The organism is Comamonas sp. NyZ500 (genome assembly GCF_016772095.1).
In the GTDB taxonomy this organism is placed as follows: domain Bacteria; phylum Pseudomonadota; class Gammaproteobacteria; order Burkholderiales; family Burkholderiaceae_C; genus Comamonas; species Comamonas thiooxydans.
In genome coordinates, this window is sequence record NZ_JAEIJE010000010.1 from 1 (window position 1) to 15588 (window position 15588).

A 15588-nucleotide genomic window follows, 5' to 3' on the forward strand; every position below is an offset into this window, starting at 1 on the left:
TTCATGCTCATCTTGACGTTGGCGATGTCCACACCCGTGCCGTCCGACTTCACGCGGACCTTGACGTTGTAGTCCACGACACGCTTGACGGGTACAAGGATTTTCATGAGAAAGCTCTTTCCTGGTTTTGAAGAGTGAAAGGCTTAGCGGGCCAGGCCCGCGAGCCGCTCGTTGATCAGTGCATGGGCCTGGTCCATGATGCCGGTGATCAGCTGCGCAACCGTAGGCACATCGTGGATCAGGCCCGCAACCATGCCGCAAGACCAGACGCCCGCGTCCATGTCGCCGTCGTGCATGATGCGCGGATAGACGCCGGCCACTTCGGGCGCAATGTCGGCAAAGGTGATGGCCGCGCCCAGCTCGCGCTCTTTTTGCAGCAGGCGCTCGGTGGCGGAGTTGGTCAGCACGCGCTCGGTGTTGCGCAACGGGCGCATGACCAGACGGGTGTCGAGCTCGCTGGCCGCCACGATGGCCTGCTTGACCTTGTCGTGCACGGGTGCCTCTTTCGTGGCGATGAAGCGCGTGCCCATGTTGATGCCTTCGGCGCCCAGCGCCAGCGCGGCCACCAGGGAGCGGCCGTCGGCCATGCCGCCCGAAGCGACAAAGGGAATCTTCAGTTCTTCGGCAGCGCGCGGCAGCAGGATGAAGTTGGGGATGTCGTCCTCGCCCGGATGGCCGCCGCATTCGAAGCCGTCCACGCTGATGGCATCGCAGCCGATGGCCTCGGCCTTGAGCGCATGACGCACCGAGGTGCACTTGTGAATCACCTTGATGCCGGCTTCCTTGAGCGCGGGCAGCCATTTCTGCGGGTTGTTGCCGGCCGTCTCGACCACCTTGACTCCGCCTTCGATAATGGCCTTGACATAGCCCGGGTAGTCAGGCGGGTTGACCGAGGGGAGAAAGGTCAGGTTCACGCCAAAGGGCTTGTCCGTCATCTCGCGGCAGCGCGCGATCTCGCGCGCCAGCAACTCGGGCGTGCGCTGGGTCAGGCCAGTGATGATGCCCAGGCCGCCCGCGTTGGAGACGGCGGCGGCCAGCTCGGCCAGGCCCACATGGTGCATGCCTCCCTGGATGATGGGGTGCTCTATGCCAAAGAGTTCGGTGATGCGTGTCTTCATGTCCTTGTCACTCCACTGCAATGCCCTTGTCGCGGATCAGCTGGCCCCAGCGCGTGTAGTCCTGCTGGATGCGCTGGCCCAGCTGGGCGGGATTCTGGAAAGTGGCGATGGCGCCCGCGTGGAGCAGCTTGCTCTGGACATCCTTGTCGGCCAGTATCTGCTGGACTTCGGAGGCGATGCGCTCGACCACCGCCTTGGGCGTGCCCTTGGGCGCGAGCAGACCGCCCCAGGAAACGGCGTCATAGCCCTTGATGCCCTGCTCGGCAATGGTCTTGATGTCGGGCAGCATGCTCACGCGCTGGGGCGAGCCCACGGCGATGGCTCGCAGCTTGCCTGCCTGAATATGAGGCAGCGCGGCCACGAGGTCGGCATACATGATGGGCACCTGGCCGCCGATGGTGTCGGTGATGGCGGGCACGCCGCCCTTGTAGGGCACATGCTGCATGTCGAAGCCGGCCATCTGCTTGAGCAGTTCCATGCTCAGGTGGCCAAAGCTTCCGGCGCCCGAGCTGGTGTAGTTGAGCGCTGATTTCTGAGCCTTGGCGTGGGCGATCAGGCTCTTGAGATCGGTGACATCGGGCAAAAGCGTGGGATTGACCACGATGACGATGGGCAGGTCATAGACCGTGGCCACGGGCGCGAAATCCTTGACGGTGTCGTAGCCGGCCTTCTTGTACAGATGGGGGGCCAGCAGCGTGGGCGTGGCCAGCATCATCAGCGTGTAGCCGTCGGCCGGACTCTTGGCGACCTGCACGGCCGCGATGGAGCCCGAGGCGCCGGGGCGGTTTTCCACCACCACGGTCTGCTTGAGGCGCTCGCCCAGCTTCTGGCCCACGATGCGCGATGCCGTATCGGTAGGGCCACCGGCCGGAAAAGGCACGACCAGGCGCAGCATCTTGGCTGGCCAGTCGGTCTCGGCCAGTGCGCCGCCGGCCAGGCCGGCCAGCAACGGCGCTGCGGCCAGGGCCAGAACGCTGCGCCGGCTGGTGCAGGCCTTAAGTGCGGGATTGCGCTTGTGCATGTAGTCTCCTGTCAAAGCTGTCTCAGCAGTCGTCGGTGGTGGCCCACTGCCGCAGGCCGTAAAAATCAGTCATTCAGTGATCCATGGCGCTGCGCGCCACCCACTGCCCATGAATCCGGCATGTCCCAAGGCGAGGGACACCGAGGAAGGGCCTACGCCGGCCGCGCCGCCCCGCGCCGAGGGTGTCGTCCCCCTCCCGCGAAGCGAGAGAGGGCGCCGTGCACACGGGGGAAGGCGCGGGGCCGCCCAGGCGAAGCGACTCAGGGGGTTCAATCAAGCTTGGCGCCGGCCTGCTCGACCAGCGCTTTCCAGATCGGCATATCGCGCTGGTAGTTGTCGCGGAAAGCCTGGGGACTGTTCATCATGGGTATGAAGCCGGCGCCCGCGATGCGCTCCAGCACCTTGGGGTCCTTGATGATTTCGCGCAGGTGGCCGTAGAGCTGGTCCACGACCTCCTTGGGCGTGCCTGCGGGTGCGCCCATGGCCACCCAGCCGAAGATGGAGTAGGCGTCGTCATGCACGCCCTGCTCGTAAATGGTGGGCAGCTTGGGCAGGATGTCCATGCGCTCCTTGCCGGTCACGCCGATGGCCTTGAGACGGCCAGAATCGATGAAAGGCTTGGTGTTGAGAGCGCTGGAAAAGCACAGCTGCAGCTGACCGCCGATCAGTTCCTGGATCATGGGTGCCTCGCCCTTGTAGGCGGCATGGTTCATGTCGGCATCCATGGTCTTGCTCATATAGGCACCGGCCAGATGGGCATACGAGCCCACGCCCCAGGACCCGTACGAGAGCTTGCCCTTGTGCGCCTTCACATAGGCCAGCAGCTCCTTCATATTGTTCGCCGGCACCGAAGGATGGACGACTAGCGTGACGGGCGCTGCGGCGATCTGGCTGATCAGCGCGATGTCTTTTTGCGGGTTGTAGGGCAGCTTGGTGTAGAGGAACTGGTTGATCAGCATGGAGGTGCTGAGCGAGACCATCAGCGTGTGGCCATCGGGTGCGGCCTTGGCCACGGCCTCGGTGCCGAGGATGCCGGCCGCGCCGCCGCGGTTGTCGATGACCACGGGCTGGCCCAGGCGCTTGGCCAGGACCTCGCCGATGGTGCGCGCGATGATGTCGGTGGCGCCGCCCGCGTTGAAGGGCACGACCACGCGGATGGGCTTTGCGGGCCAGGCCGGCTTGCCTGCCTGCGCGAGGGCGCTGCCGGCGCCCGTGGCCAGCAGGCTGCCGCCGCCGATGGCGGCCAGCCCTTGCAGAAGATCGCGGCGTGTGACTGGGATGCTCATGGTTTGTCTCCTATGAAGTCGCTGTCTTTATCTGCCGTCTTGCGCGGCCTTTAATCTTGCTTTTGAGTTATTTATGGCTCTAGAAGATGTCCGCGGCCTGTGAGCCTGACACGGCCCAACAGGGACACCGAGCAAGGGCCGCCCCCGCAGCGAGGGTGTCGTCCCCTCCCGCGAAGCGAGAGAGGGGAAGCCGCACAGCGGCTCAGGGGGTGCTTCATGAAGGCTCCTGGGGCAGCGTGAGAACGCCCTTGGCTTGCAGGTCCTGCAGTTGCGCATCATCGAGCGTCAGCAGGCGCTGCAGCACTTCTCGCGTGCCCTCACCCAGCGTGGGCGGTGCATGGCGGATGGGCAGACGCTGTCCGTCCAGGCGGTAGGGCGGCGCGAACACGGGCGTGGTGCCGACCACGGGATGGGGCATGTCGCGCAGCAGCCCGCTGCGGCGCGTGCGCTCGCTGGTCAGGGCCTCGTGCAGGCCGGCCACACGGCCGCAGGGAATGCCTGCAGCCGTCAGGCGCTCCAGCAGCAGATCGCGCGGGAAGCTGCCAATCAGTGCCTTGAGCATGGGCAGCAACTCCAGCCGGTTCCTGGCCCGGTTGACATTGGTGGAGAAGCGCTGGTCCTCGACGATGTCGGGGCGCATGATGACTTGACGGCAGAACTTGTCGAACTGGCTGTTGTTGCCCACGGCAATGATCAGCGGGCCGTCGGCGGCTTCGTACATGCCGTAAGGCACGATGGAGGGGTGGGCATTGCCGTAGCGCTCGGGGTCGTGCCCCAGTTGCAGGGCATCCAGGCCGTAGTAGCCGGTGACCGTGATGCCGCTGTCGTACAGCGCCATCTCTATGAGCCGGCCCTTGCCCGTGCGCTCGCGGCGGAACAAGGCGGCCAGCACGGCCTGGGCTGCATACATGCCGGTTACCAGATCCACCACGGCCACGCCGAATTTGAGCGGCGGCATGCCTGCCTCGCCGTTGAGCGCCATCAGGCCCGCCTCGCCCTGGATCACCAGATCGTAGCCGGGGCGCTTGGCCTCGGGGCCGCTGCTGTCATAGCCAGCCACTGCGCAATAGATCAGGTCGGGCTTGATGGCCTTGAGCTGCTCGTAGCCCAGACCCAGCTTCTCGGCGCCGCCGGTCTTGAAGTTGTGGATGAGCACGTCGAACTGAGGCAGCAGTTCATGGAGGATCTTCACGCCCTCGGGCGTTTGCAGATCCAGCGTGATGGACCGCTTGTTGCGGTTCATGCTGTTGTAGTAGGTGGTCTCGGTCTTGCCGATACGAATGCCCCAGTCACGCGTGTCGTCGCCGCGGCCCGGGTGCTCGACCTTGACCACCTCGGCGCCGAAGTCGGCCAACACCATGCCGCACAGCGGCCCGGCGAAGACGCGGGACAGATCGAGTACCTTCACTCCCTCCAGCGGGAAGTCGATGTCCTGGTTCTGTTCGGTATTGCTGTCGGCCATCTGCCTTGTCTCCTTGGAAAATCTTGGTTTGTTGAGCGCTCAAGCACGCAATTTGCTGAAGTCGGCGCTGCGCTTTTCGAGAAAGGCGGCAATGCCTTCACGGGACTCTTCGCTGCCCTGGGAGCGCACCATGTGCTGTGCCTCCAGCTCCAGCTGCTGCTCCAGCGTGTTGCGCGGTGCCTGGCGGCACAGGTCCTTGATCAGGGCCGTGGCCTGGTCCGGGCCGGTCGCGATCTGGGCGGCCAGCGCAACGGCATCGGCCAGAGCCTGGCCGGGCTCGGCCAGGCGATTGACGGGGCCCAAAGCGTGCATGCGTTCGCCGCTGATGCGCTCGCCGGTCAGGCACAGCTCGGTCAAGACCTGCCGCGAAACGAACTCGGCCAGAAAGGCCGTGGCGCCGCCGTCGGGCGTCAGACCCACTTTCACATAGGCCACGGAGAACAGGCTGTCGCGGGCGGCCACCAGCATATCGCAGGCCAGTGCCAGCGACAGGCCAGCGCCGGCCGCCGCGCCTTCGACGGCAGCGATGACAGGCTTGGGACAGTCGCGCACGGCGCGAATCAGGTCGTGCAGGCCTTCAAGCTTTTCTCGGCGCTGCTCCACGGGCAGTTCGCGGCGCCTGGCCAGTTGGCGCAAATCGCCACCGGCGCAGAAATGCCCGCCCTCGCCCGTGAGCACGACCGCGCCCACACTGGCGTCAGCCGCAGCCTCCGCCAGCGCGGTCGTGACGGCCGCGTAGAACGCGGGCGACAACGCATTGCGCGCAGCCGGGTTGTTATTGCTCAGCACCAGCACGGCAGCTTCGCGGCGGGTCAGCAGGACTTCACTCATCTTCGTTCTCCAGTTTTAGGCAGCACTTACCGCCTGTAGCCGACCCACTCCGCCAGGGACAGCCCGCCGGCCGCGCCGCAGCGAGGCTGTCGTCCCCCTCTCCTAGCGCGCAGCGCGTAGAGAGAGAGAGGGGGAAGGCGCGAAGCGACTCAGGGGGGAGCTCATTTCAGCTCAAGGCCATGAAACGCGCCAGATGATGGTCCTCGTCGCCAAACTGGTGGTCGATCATGATCAGTCGCTTGGCGTAATGCGCCAGCGGCAGCTCCCAGGTCATGCCGATGCCGCCATGCATCTGTATGCTTTCCTCGGCCACCAGGGTCCCCACCGAGCCCACGGTGTACTTGGCGGCAGACAGCATCTTCTCGCGCTGCGTGCCCTGGACGTTGTCGATGGCATCGGCCGCATTGATGACGGTGGAACGCACCTGCTCCACCTCCAGCAACAGATCGGCCATGCGGTGCTGCAGCGCCTGGAAGCTGCCGATGGCCACGCCGAACTGCTTGCGCGTCTGCAGATACTCCAGCGTGTTCTGCTTGGCTACATCCATGGCGCCCAGCGCCTCGGCAGCCAGCGCCAGCAAGGCAAAGCCCTGAACATGCTCGAGCACGCCATGGCCCTGGCCCTCGGCACCCAGCAGCACATCCCCGGCCAGCTGCACATTCTCGAAAGTCAGCTCGGCGGCGCGGCCGCCTTCCATGCGGCTATAGCCGCGCTTGGCGATGCCGGAGGCCTTGCCGTCGACCAGGAACAGGCTGATGCCGGCAGTATCGAACATGCCACCTGCGGTGCGCGCGGACACCAGCAGCAGATCGGCTTTCTCGCCAAAGGCGACCACGCTCTTGGCGCCGTTGAGCACCCAGCCCGTGGCGGTCCTGGCCGCCGTGGCCGTGACCTTGTTGAGCTCGTAGTGGCTGCCCGGTTCGTCGTGCGCCAGAGCGGCGATCGCGCTGCCGGCGATGATGTCTTCCAGCTGGCGCTTTTGCGCTTCGGTGCCTGCCGCAATCAGGGCCTGGCCCACGACCAGCGCGCCCAGCAAGGGCTCGGCCACCAGGCCACGGCCCAGTGCCTCGAACACCACGCTGATGTCAAAGCCCGAGCCGCCAAAGCCGCCCTCCTCTTCGGGGAACAGCGCGCCGATCGCACCCAGCTCGGCAAATTGCGCATACAGCGCGGGGCTGTGACCTTCTGCCCCATAGGCCAAATGGTTGCGCTGTTCGATACCGTACTGCTCAGAAACAAAGCGGTTCAGGCTGTCCGCCAGCATGCGGCGGTCTTCGGTGTGTGTGAAGTTCATGACAAATTCTCTCTACCCAATCGAACGAATCGGTGTCGCATGCCACCGCCCGGTTCGCCAGGGACGCCCTGCAAGGGCCGCCCCGCAGCGAGGGCGTCGTCCCCCCGGGGGGAAGGCGCGCAGCGACTCAGGGGGGTGGACATTTACAAGCCCAGAATCATCTTGGAGATGATGTTCTTCTGGATTTCGTTGGAGCCGCCGAAGATCGACAGCTTGCGGTAGTTGAAGTAGTTGGCCGAGGCCGTGGCGGCTTCGTCGATACCGCCCAGGGGCGCCTGGTCATAGCCTTCGTACTGGGCCTCGTCGATATAGGGCACGGCATACACGCCCATGGCGCGGCGGATCAGCGACAGGATCTCCTGGCGGATCTCGGTGCCGCGGATCTTCAGCATGGAGCTCTCCGCACCGGGCACGCCGCCACCGGCAACGGCCGCGATCACGCGCAGATTGGTGGTCTTCATGTTCTCAAGGTCGATCTCGACACGGGCCATGCGGGCCGCGAACAGCGGGTCCTGGTTCAGCGGCTGGCCGTTCTTGTGCACCTTGGCGGCGATGACCTTGAGCTTGGCCAGGGCCGAGATGCAAAAGCCCACGCCCGCAATGCCGGTGCGCTCGTAGGTCAGCAGATACTTGGCATAGGTCCAGCCCCGGTTTTCCTCGCCCACCAGGTTCTCGGCCGGCACCTTCACATCGGTGAAGAAGACTTCGTTGACTTCCTTGTCGCCGTCCAGCGTGCGGATGGGACGCAGCTCCACGCCGGGGCTGTTCATGTCCACCAGCAAAAAGCTGATGCCGGCCTGGGCCTTGGCCTCGCGGTTGGTGCGCACCAGGCAAAAGATCATATTGGCGTGCTGACCCTGGGTGGTCCAGGTCTTCTGGCCGTTGACGATGTAGAAGTCTCCATCGCGCACGGCCGTGGTCTTCACCGAGGCCAGATCGGAGCCCGCGCCGGGCTCGGAATAGCCCTGACACCACCAGTCCTGCCCGCTCAGAATGCGCGGCAGCCAGTACTTTTTTTGCTGCTCGTTGCCGTACTTGATCAGCACCGGCCCCAGCATGTTCACGCCGAAGGGCACGATGCGCGGGCCGCCCGCCAGGGCGCACTCGGTGTCGAAGATGAACTTCTCGACCGCCCCCCAGCCCGGACCGCCATGCTCCTGGGGCCAGTGATTCGCATACCAGCCGCGCTCGTTGAGAATGGCATGCCATTCATCCTGATCAGCCTTGCTCAGGCGCTGTCCGGCCTTGACCTTGGCCGAAATATGCTTGGGCAGCTTTTCCTTGAGAAAACTCTGCACCTCGGCGCGAAACGCCTCTTCCTGGGGGGTGAATTGCAAATCCATTGCTATTTCCTGGTAATCCATGGCGCAGCGCGCCTTTGCAGCCTCTGACACCGGCACGCTCTGAACCAGAGGCGCCGAGCAAGAGCCGTCTCGCAGCAAAGGCGTCGTCCCCCTCCCGAAGAGAGAGGGGGAAGCGGCGCCAGCCGCTCAGGGGGTGTTTAGAAAATCTCGAACAGGCCCGCAGCGCCCATGCCGCCGGCGATGCACATGGTCACCACGCCGTACTTGACCTTGGGGTTGCGGGCCTTGCGGCGCTGGCCTTCAAGCAGGATGTGGCCGGTCAGGCGTGCACCCGTCATGCCGAAGGGGTGGCCGATGGCAATCGCGCCGCCGTTGACGTTGAGGCGCTCGTTGGGAATGCCCAGCTGACGCTGGCAATACAGGGCCTGCGAGGCAAAGGCTTCGTTCAGCTCCCAGAGGTCGATGTCATCCACCGTAAGGCCGTGGCGCTTGAGCAGCTTGGGCACGGCAAACACCGGGCCGATGCCCATCTCGTCAGGCTCGCAGCCGGCCACGGCGAAGCCGCGGAAAGCGCCCAGGGGCTTGAGGCCCAGGCGCTCTGCCAGCCTGGCCTCCATCACCACGCAGGCGCTGGAGCCGTCGGACAGCTGCGAGGCATTGCCGGCCGTGATGAAGTTGCCAGGGCCCTTCACAGGCTCCAGCTTGGCCAGTCCCTCCAGCGTGGTGCTGGCGCGGTTGCAGTTGTCCTGCGTGGCCACCACGTCGCGGTAGGTGACTTCGCCGGTTTCCTTGTTCTTCTCCATCATGCGTGTGGAGCAGGCAATGATCTCGTCCTTGAACAGATCGGCGGCCTGGGCCGCAGCCGTGCGCTGCTGGCTTTGCAGCGAGAACGCATCCTGGTCTTCACGCGTGATGCCATAGCGCTTGGCCACCACATCGGCGGTGTCGATCATGGCCATGTACAGCTCGGGCTTGTGCTCCACCAGCCAGGGGTCCATGTCGGTGGGCAGATTGTTGCCGGCCCGGATGCCGGAGATGGTTTCGATACCGCCGGCCAGCATCACGTCCACGCCCTCGGCCACGACGCGCCCCGCCGCGATGGCGATGGATTGCAGACCCGAGGCGCAAAAGCGCGTGATGGTGGTGCCGGCGATCGACAGCGGCAGCCCGGCGCGCAACACGGTCTGGCGACCCAGATTGCGGCCCTGGAAACCGTCGGGGTTGCCGCAGCCCAGAATCAGGTCCTCGATCATTTCGGGATCGACACCCGAGCGCTCCACCGCCGCCTTGACGGAGAAAGCAGCCAGTTGGGCGGCAGGAGTGATGTTGAACTCGCCACGATGCGACTTGGTCAGCGGTGTGCGGGCGGTGGAAACGATAACGGCTTCACGCATGGTGCTTGTCTCTGTGAATGTTGAAAACTATTTTTGATAGCTGTCTTCGCTTGTCATTCATTGCTTTCAGATACTTTCCATACTGAAAACCATACAAATAAAGCGCTAGCAGCTACTTTTTTAAATTAACCGGGCGATAAAAACTGGCGCACTCCAAGCGCGAGACGCCGAGCAAGAGCCGCCTCGCGGCGGGGCCGCCCAGGCGATGGCGTCGTCCCCCTCCCGCGAAGCGAGAGAGGGGGAAGGCGCGAAGCGCCTCAGGGGGTGTTACTTATTCAAGCTTTCGAAGTCCCGGCCCTCGGCCACCAGCTTTTGCAGCAGCGGCGCGGGCTTCCAGAACAGCGCGTCTTCCTTGGCAAAGGCCTCGATATCGGCCAGCACCTTGGGAAGGCCCTGCATATCGGCCCATTTCATGGGGCCGCCGCGGTGGCGAGGAAAGCCATAGCCGGAGATAAAAGTCACGTCTACATCCAGCGGACGCAGCGCAATGCCCTCGCCCACCACCTTGGCACCTTCGTTGACCATGGCGGCCATGTAGCGGCGCATGATTTCCTCGGCCGTGAACGAGCGCGGCGTCACGCCCTTCTTGGCGCGTTCGGCATCCACGATGGCCAGCACCTCGGGGTCGGACTGACCGATGCGCGCGCCTTGCGGATAGAGATAAAAGCCGCGTCCCGTCTTCTGGCCGAACCAGCCGTTTTCACAGATGCGGTCGGCAATCTCCACATAACGGGCCTTGGGGTCGCGCGTGGCAGCACGGCGCTTGCGCGTGGCCCAGCCGATATCGCCGCCGGCCAGGTCGGTGACCTGGAAGGGCCCCATGGCAAAGCCGAAGCCGCGCACGGCCTCGTCGATCTCGTAGGGGCTGGCACCGTCTTCCATCAGGTAGTCGGCAGCCTGCTTGTAGGTGGCCAGAATGCGGTTGCCGATAAAGCCGTCGCAGACGCCGGCGCGCACGGGCACCTTCTTCATCTTCTTGGCCAGCCCGAAGGCCGTGGTCACCACATCGGGCGCCACCTTGGCGGGCACGACGATCTCCAGCAGCTTCATGATGTTGGCCGGGCTGAAGAAGTGCAGACCGATCACGTCCTGCGGACGGCTGGTGACGGCGGCAATCGCGTCGATGTCCAGATAAGAGGTGTTGGTGGCCAGCACGGCGCCGCTCTTGCAGACACGGTCCAGCTCCTTGAACACGGCCTTCTTGACTTCCAGGTCTTCGAAGACCGCCTCGATCACCAGGTCCACATCGGCAATGTCGTCATAGCGGGTCGAGGGCGTATAGCGCGCAAGAATAGCGGCCTTGGCTTCCTCGCTCATGCGGCCCTTGGCGATCAGGCCGTTGTAGACCTTCTCCACATTGGCCTGGCCGCGTGCGATGGATTCTGCATCGCGCTCGATCATGGTCACGACCAGGCCGGCATCCAGCGCAGAGACGGTGATGCCCGCGCCCATGGTGCCGCCGCCGATGATGGCGATCTTGCTGAAGGCGCGCGGCTGGGCGGCGCGGGCTTCGGGAATCTTGGCCGTCTCGCGCTCGGCAAAGAAGGCGTGGATCAGGCCGGCGCGCTGCGGGCTGTCGATGCAGGCCAGAAACTGGGCACGCTCGAACTTCAGGCCTTCGGCAAAAGGCAGATCCAGCGCGGCCTGAACGCAATCGATGATCTTCAGCGGCGAGAACAGGCCGCGCGACTTCTTGGCCGTGTCTGCACGCAGCACATCGAGCTCTGCCTGGGCTGCGGCCTTGTCGGCCAGACGACCCGGCGTGGCGCTGACGGGACGCAGCGGCGCGCCCTGGGCCAGCAATTCACGCGCATAGGCCAGGCCCGCGGCCACGGGGTCCGAACCCTCTTCCAGCTTGTCCACCAGACCGGCTGCCAGTCCGGCTTTGGCGCCGATCTGCTGGCCGCTGAGCATCAGCTCGGTCGCGGCCTTGACGCCCATCAGGCGCGGTGCACGCTGGGTGCCGCCGGCGCCGGGAACCAGACCCAGAGAGACTTCGGGCAGACCCAGCTTCGCGCCAGGCAGCGCCAGGCGGTAATGCGCCGACATGGCGATCTCCAGACCGCCGCCCAGTGCCGCGCCATGAATCACGGCCACCACGGGCTTGCTGCAGGCCTCGATACGGTTGCAGACATCGGGCAGGAAAGGCTGGACCGGTGGCTTGCCGAATTCGCGGATATCGGCACCGGCGATGAAAGCCTTGCCCTCGCCCACGATCACCACGGCCTTGACCGCGGCGCTGGCATCGGCCTGCTCCATGGCCGCCATCAGACCCTGGCGCACGGCAGCGCCCAGCGCATTGACGGGCGGATTGTTGACGCTGACGAGCAGGACGTCACCGTCTTGCCTGAGTTCGACGACAGAGGTGCTGGCTTGGGCGGTCATGCGAGTCTCCTGAATCTCTTTATGGAATGGGCTTTATTTTTACGACGACAATGTTTTCTAACAATCCCATGAATCATTGACAGACTGTCAAAGGAAATTGGACAAGCACGCCATGGACTCCCAATCGCTGACCCTGCTGGTCGAAATCATTGATAGCGGCAATCTCAGCCAGGCAGCGCGCAAGCTCAAGATGACGCGTGCCAATGTGAGCTATCACCTGAGCCAGCTGGAGAAGTCCGCAGGCGTGCAACTGGTCAAGCGCACCACGCGCCGCGTGGAGCCCACGGAGATCGGCATGCGCCTGTACGAGCACGGGCGCAACATCCACAACGAAATGCTGGCCGCACGCGAGGCCATCACGGCGCTGGGCCAGAGCCTGCAGGGGCGCGTTGGCATCAGCGTGCCCAGCGGCTACGGCCAGATCGTGATGAGCGAATGGCTGATCGAGTTCAAGCGCCTGTACCCGGGCATCGTGCTCGACGTGCTGTTCGAGAACCGGGCCGACAATCTGCGCGACGATGTGGACATCATCGTGCGCGTGATCCAGGAGCCGCCCCTGTCCCTGGTGGCGCGCAGCCTGGGCACGGTGCGCTACCTGGCCTGTGCCTCGCGCGAATACGCCCAGACGCACGGCCTGCCCAGAACCCTGCATGCGCTGCGCGCCAGCCCGCTGATCACCGCCGGTGTCACGGGGCGGCAATTGCGCCTGGCCGCCTATCTGGGCACCGAGCGCCACGAGGTGATGCTGGAGCCCACCATGATCTCCGAGCATTTCCCTTTTCTGCGCGACGGCATCCTGGCCGGCCTGGGGGTAGGCCTGGTGCCCGACTATGTGGTGCAGGACAAACTGGCCACGGGCGAGGTGCTGAGCACGCTGGATGAGTACCGGCTCAGCATTTTCGGCACCCACATGTATCTGCTCTACCTGCCCAACCGGCATCAGACCAAGGCCGTGCGCACCTGCATCGATTTTCTGCTGGCCAAGGCCCAGCCCGAGGCAACCCGGCTGGCCGCGATGCCCCAGCCCTGAGCCGCAACGCAAAACGCCAGCGAGCAGGCTGGCGTTTTCATTCGGACAGAGGCCTCAGGACAGGCTGCGGTTCAGATTCTGCTGGCGCCAACTGCTGGGGCTTTGCTGAAAATGCTTGCTGAACCAGCGCGTGAACGAGCTGTTCTCGGCAAAGCCGGCCTGAGCGGCCGCTTCGCTCACCGACAGCTGCGGATTCTGCAGCGCACGCAGCGCGGCCTGGCTGCGTACGGCGTCCAGGGTTTCCTGAAAGCTGGTGTTCTGGGTTTCGAGGTGCCGCTGCAGCGAGCGGGCCGTATAGCCAAGCGCGCCGGCCACATGGGCAATGCTGTGGCGCCCATGGGGCAGCAGTGACTGCAAGGTGCTGCGCACCTGCTGCTCCAGCGATCTGGTCGTGGGCCGCGGCGCATGGCTCTCCATCAGGCTGCGGGCGTGGCTCTCCATCAGGCTGTCGTGATCGGGATCGATGGCCTCCAGATCCTCGTTGCTCACCACGATGCCATCGAAGTCCGAGCCGAACACGATCTCGCTGCCCAGCACGCGGCGATGGCTCATGGTGCTGCCTGGCGAGCTGTGCGAGAAGTGGATGCTGGTCGGGCTCCAGCCCCTGCCCAGCTGATATCGGCACAGACTCATCAGCGCCGTGATGCCCAGCTCGACCGGGTGGCGCCCCGGGTTCTCGCGCTCGGTATCCAGGTTCAGCTGGATGATGGAATAGCGCCCCTGGGTCACCACCTCCGTGCCCACGGTGGTGCTGATCATGTGGTCATAGTCCTTGAAGGTCTTGAGCATGCTGGAGAGGCTGGCCTGGTGCTGCAGCAGCAGGCTGATCGGCCCGAAGTCGGACAGACGCCAATGCGAGCCCATGAGCAGGCCCAGCGAGGCATGCCCGGCCTGGGCGGACGAAGCCTCGAGCAACTGCGCAAACGCAGCTTCGGGAACCATGAGATCGGGAGAATTCAGGCAGCTGTGGTCCAGCCCCACCTGGCGGAACATGCGCAGCGGGTCGATGCCGAGCTCGTTCGCCACCTTGGCGTATTTGCACAGGCTCACACTTCGGATACGGGGCTTCATCGTGACCAAGAAAACGGTTGACCCGGGTACTGCGCAACAGGCCCGGATTTCATGGATGGACACAGGCCTTAAGGGCAACCTGCGTTTCGGGTGTTGATGTTTATCAATATCACAACAAGCAGTCAATCAATGGATACCAGTAGATCACGACAGATATGACGGTTCGGCGCGCAGATGCGTCCACTTCAAGACACCCCAGGCCCGGCCCTAGGGTTTTCCTTGCACCCACCCAAGAGGGCAACAAGCTGACGCGATCGGTCAAGCCCCGGGACTGTTGCTGCGCCGAGAATTTTTCCATCAGACGGCGGCGCCCTGCATCAAGGCCTTGCCGGGTACTTAGGAGAAGACCATGAAAGTCGAACAACTGACCTGCAGCATCGGCGCTGAGGTTTCCGACATCCACCTCGGCGATGCGTCCCGCGACAAGGGCCTGGCCGAGGAAATTCGCGCCCTGCTGCTGCAGCACAAAGTGCTGTTCTTCCGCGACCAGGACATCACGCGTGCCGAGCATGTGGGCTTTGCCCGCCACTTCGGCGATCTGGAGGATCACCCCGTGGCCGGCAGCGACCCCGACCACCCCGGTCTGGTGCAGATCTACCGCAGCGAAAAGCGCGAAAACTACGAGAACACCTATCACACCGACGGTCAGTGGCGCGAGAACCCGACCATGGGCTGCGTGCTGCGCTGCATCGAAGGCCCTGCCGTCGGTGGCGACACCATCTGGGTCAATATGGCCGAGGCCTACCGCAATCTGCCCGAGGACATCAAGAAAAAGATTGACGGCCTCAAGGCCAAGTCCAGCATCGAGCACGGCTTCGGCGCCGTCATGCCCGAAGAAAAGCGTCTGGAGCTGGGCCGCCAGCATCCTCCGGTCGAACATCCCGTGGTGCGCACCCACCCCGAAACCGGCGAGAAGATTCTCTACGTCTGCAGCTTCACCACCCACTTTGCCAACTACCACACGCCCGAGAACGTGCGCTATGGCCAGGACAAGACGCCCGGTGCCAGCATGCTGCTGAACTATCTGATCAGTCAGGCGGCCATCCCCGAGTACCAGGTGCGCTTTCGCTGGAAGCCCGGCAGCGTCGCCATGTGGGACAACCGCTGCACCCAGCATTACGCCGTGCAGGATTACTGGCCCGCCGCGCGCAAGATGGAGCGCGCAGCCATCATCGGCGACAAGCCTTTTTGAGCGAGCTATCCGAGCCGCTTTTCTGCCCCTTTTTCTGACCAGCTATTGCCAGCCACCTGCGCCGCATGCCGGCGCCGGAACACGGCGCATCACACCGGCGCTGCGCAAAAACAATAGCTTGTATCGCTTGACTGCCATTGAAGATAAAGTCATAGCTGCCTGAAACGCTTTTAAATCAAGCGCAGGCAGCTATTATTTTT

General features: G+C 64.3%; 12 protein-coding genes and 1 pseudogene. 2 read left to right on the forward strand and 11 right to left on the reverse strand.

Annotated features, from left to right (window positions below; translation table 11 throughout):
• The 10 genes and pseudogenes from JAO85_RS15510 to JAO85_RS15555 all read right to left on the reverse strand — a co-directional run.
• A pseudogene (locus JAO85_RS15510) lies at nt 1-107 on the reverse strand (electron transfer flavoprotein subunit beta/FixA family protein); the annotation flags it as partial.
• A gap of 36 nt (nt 108-143) precedes the next feature.
• Nucleotides 144-1118, reverse strand: coding sequence for a nitronate monooxygenase family protein (locus tag JAO85_RS15515; protein ID WP_012839556.1), 975 nt, complete (start codon nt 1116-1118; stop codon nt 144-146).
• Between the two features lie 7 nt (nt 1119-1125).
• Nucleotides 1126-2139: a tripartite tricarboxylate transporter substrate binding protein gene (locus JAO85_RS15520; protein WP_003062613.1), complete on the reverse strand. Its 1014-nt coding sequence runs from the start codon at nt 2137-2139 to the stop codon at nt 1126-1128.
• A gap of 269 nt (nt 2140-2408) precedes the next feature.
• Nucleotides 2409-3425 (reverse strand): tripartite tricarboxylate transporter substrate binding protein, encoded by a 1017-nt coding sequence (locus JAO85_RS15525; protein WP_202788469.1) that lies wholly within the window; start codon nt 3423-3425, stop codon nt 2409-2411.
• Between the two features lie 214 nt (nt 3426-3639).
• A complete protein-coding gene (locus JAO85_RS15530) occupies nt 3640-4887 on the reverse strand; it encodes a CaiB/BaiF CoA-transferase family protein (protein ID WP_054075557.1) in 1248 nt (415 codons plus the stop codon).
• Between the two features lie 39 nt (nt 4888-4926).
• Nucleotides 4927-5718: an oxepin-CoA hydrolase, alternative type gene (locus JAO85_RS15535; protein WP_003062619.1), complete on the reverse strand. Its 792-nt coding sequence runs from the start codon at nt 5716-5718 to the stop codon at nt 4927-4929.
• Between the two features lie 166 nt (nt 5719-5884).
• Nucleotides 5885-7012: an acyl-CoA dehydrogenase family protein gene (locus tag JAO85_RS15540; protein ID WP_202788470.1), complete on the reverse strand. Its 1128-nt coding sequence runs from the start codon at nt 7010-7012 to the stop codon at nt 5885-5887.
• Nucleotides 7013-7155: 143 nt separating this feature from the next.
• Nucleotides 7156-8355, reverse strand: coding sequence for an acyl-CoA dehydrogenase family protein (locus JAO85_RS15545; RefSeq protein WP_202788471.1), 1200 nt, complete (start codon nt 8353-8355; stop codon nt 7156-7158).
• Nucleotides 8356-8513: 158 nt separating this feature from the next.
• Nucleotides 8514-9710: an acetyl-CoA C-acyltransferase gene (locus tag JAO85_RS15550; RefSeq protein WP_003062624.1), complete on the reverse strand. Its 1197-nt coding sequence runs from the start codon at nt 9708-9710 to the stop codon at nt 8514-8516.
• A 267-nt stretch (nt 9711-9977) separates the two neighbouring features.
• Nucleotides 9978-12095 (reverse strand): 3-hydroxyacyl-CoA dehydrogenase NAD-binding domain-containing protein, encoded by a 2118-nt coding sequence (locus tag JAO85_RS15555; protein WP_202788472.1) that lies wholly within the window; start codon nt 12093-12095, stop codon nt 9978-9980.
• 112 nt (nt 12096-12207) lie between these two features.
• On the opposite strand from JAO85_RS15555, the gene JAO85_RS15560 reads away from it, so the two are divergent.
• The gene (locus JAO85_RS15560; protein WP_202788473.1) at nt 12208-13125 is read left to right on the forward strand and encodes a LysR family transcriptional regulator; all 918 of its coding nucleotides are present in this window, start codon (nt 12208-12210) and stop codon (nt 13123-13125) included.
• Nucleotides 13126-13179: 54 nt separating this feature from the next.
• Here the strand turns inward: JAO85_RS15560 and JAO85_RS15565 are convergent, their stop codons facing one another.
• Nucleotides 13180-14196, reverse strand: coding sequence for an AraC family transcriptional regulator (locus JAO85_RS15565; protein WP_237734869.1), 1017 nt, complete (start codon nt 14194-14196; stop codon nt 13180-13182).
• A 349-nt stretch (nt 14197-14545) separates the two neighbouring features.
• Here JAO85_RS15565 and JAO85_RS15570 point away from each other — a divergent pair, with 349 nt between their 5' ends.
• The gene (locus JAO85_RS15570) at nt 14546-15388 is read left to right on the forward strand and encodes a TauD/TfdA family dioxygenase (protein WP_003062631.1); all 843 of its coding nucleotides are present in this window, start codon (nt 14546-14548) and stop codon (nt 15386-15388) included.
• The last annotated feature ends 200 nt before the right edge of the window (nt 15389-15588 follow it).

What these genes read in the sequence shown, in the direction of transcription:
- JAO85_RS15515 (WP_012839556.1), bottom strand. Translation starts at nt 1,118, where the DNA reads ATGAAGACACGCATCACCGAACTCTTTGGCATAGAGCACCCCATCATC.
- JAO85_RS15520 (WP_003062613.1), bottom strand. Translation starts at nt 2,139, where the DNA reads ATGCACAAGCGCAATCCCGCACTTAAGGCCTGCACCAGCCGGCGCAGC.
- JAO85_RS15525 (WP_202788469.1), bottom strand. Translation starts at nt 3,425, where the DNA reads ATGAGCATCCCAGTCACACGCCGCGATCTTCTGCAAGGGCTGGCCGCC.
- JAO85_RS15530 (WP_054075557.1), bottom strand. Translation starts at nt 4,887, where the DNA reads ATGGCCGACAGCAATACCGAACAGAACCAGGACATCGACTTCCCGCTG.
- JAO85_RS15535 (WP_003062619.1), bottom strand. Translation starts at nt 5,718, where the DNA reads ATGAGTGAAGTCCTGCTGACCCGCCGCGAAGCTGCCGTGCTGGTGCTG.
- JAO85_RS15540 (WP_202788470.1), bottom strand. Translation starts at nt 7,012, where the DNA reads ATGAACTTCACACACACCGAAGACCGCCGCATGCTGGCGGACAGCCTG.
- JAO85_RS15545 (WP_202788471.1), bottom strand. Translation starts at nt 8,355, where the DNA reads ATGGATTTGCAATTCACCCCCCAGGAAGAGGCGTTTCGCGCCGAGGTG.
- JAO85_RS15550 (WP_003062624.1), bottom strand. Translation starts at nt 9,710, where the DNA reads ATGCGTGAAGCCGTTATCGTTTCCACCGCCCGCACACCGCTGACCAAG.
- JAO85_RS15555 (WP_202788472.1), bottom strand. Translation starts at nt 12,095, where the DNA reads ATGACCGCCCAAGCCAGCACCTCTGTCGTCGAACTCAGGCAAGACGGT.
- JAO85_RS15560 (WP_202788473.1), top strand. Translation starts at nt 12,208, where the DNA reads ATGGACTCCCAATCGCTGACCCTGCTGGTCGAAATCATTGATAGCGGC.
- JAO85_RS15565 (WP_237734869.1), bottom strand. Translation starts at nt 14,196, where the DNA reads ATGAAGCCCCGTATCCGAAGTGTGAGCCTGTGCAAATACGCCAAGGTG.
- JAO85_RS15570 (WP_003062631.1), top strand. Translation starts at nt 14,546, where the DNA reads ATGAAAGTCGAACAACTGACCTGCAGCATCGGCGCTGAGGTTTCCGAC.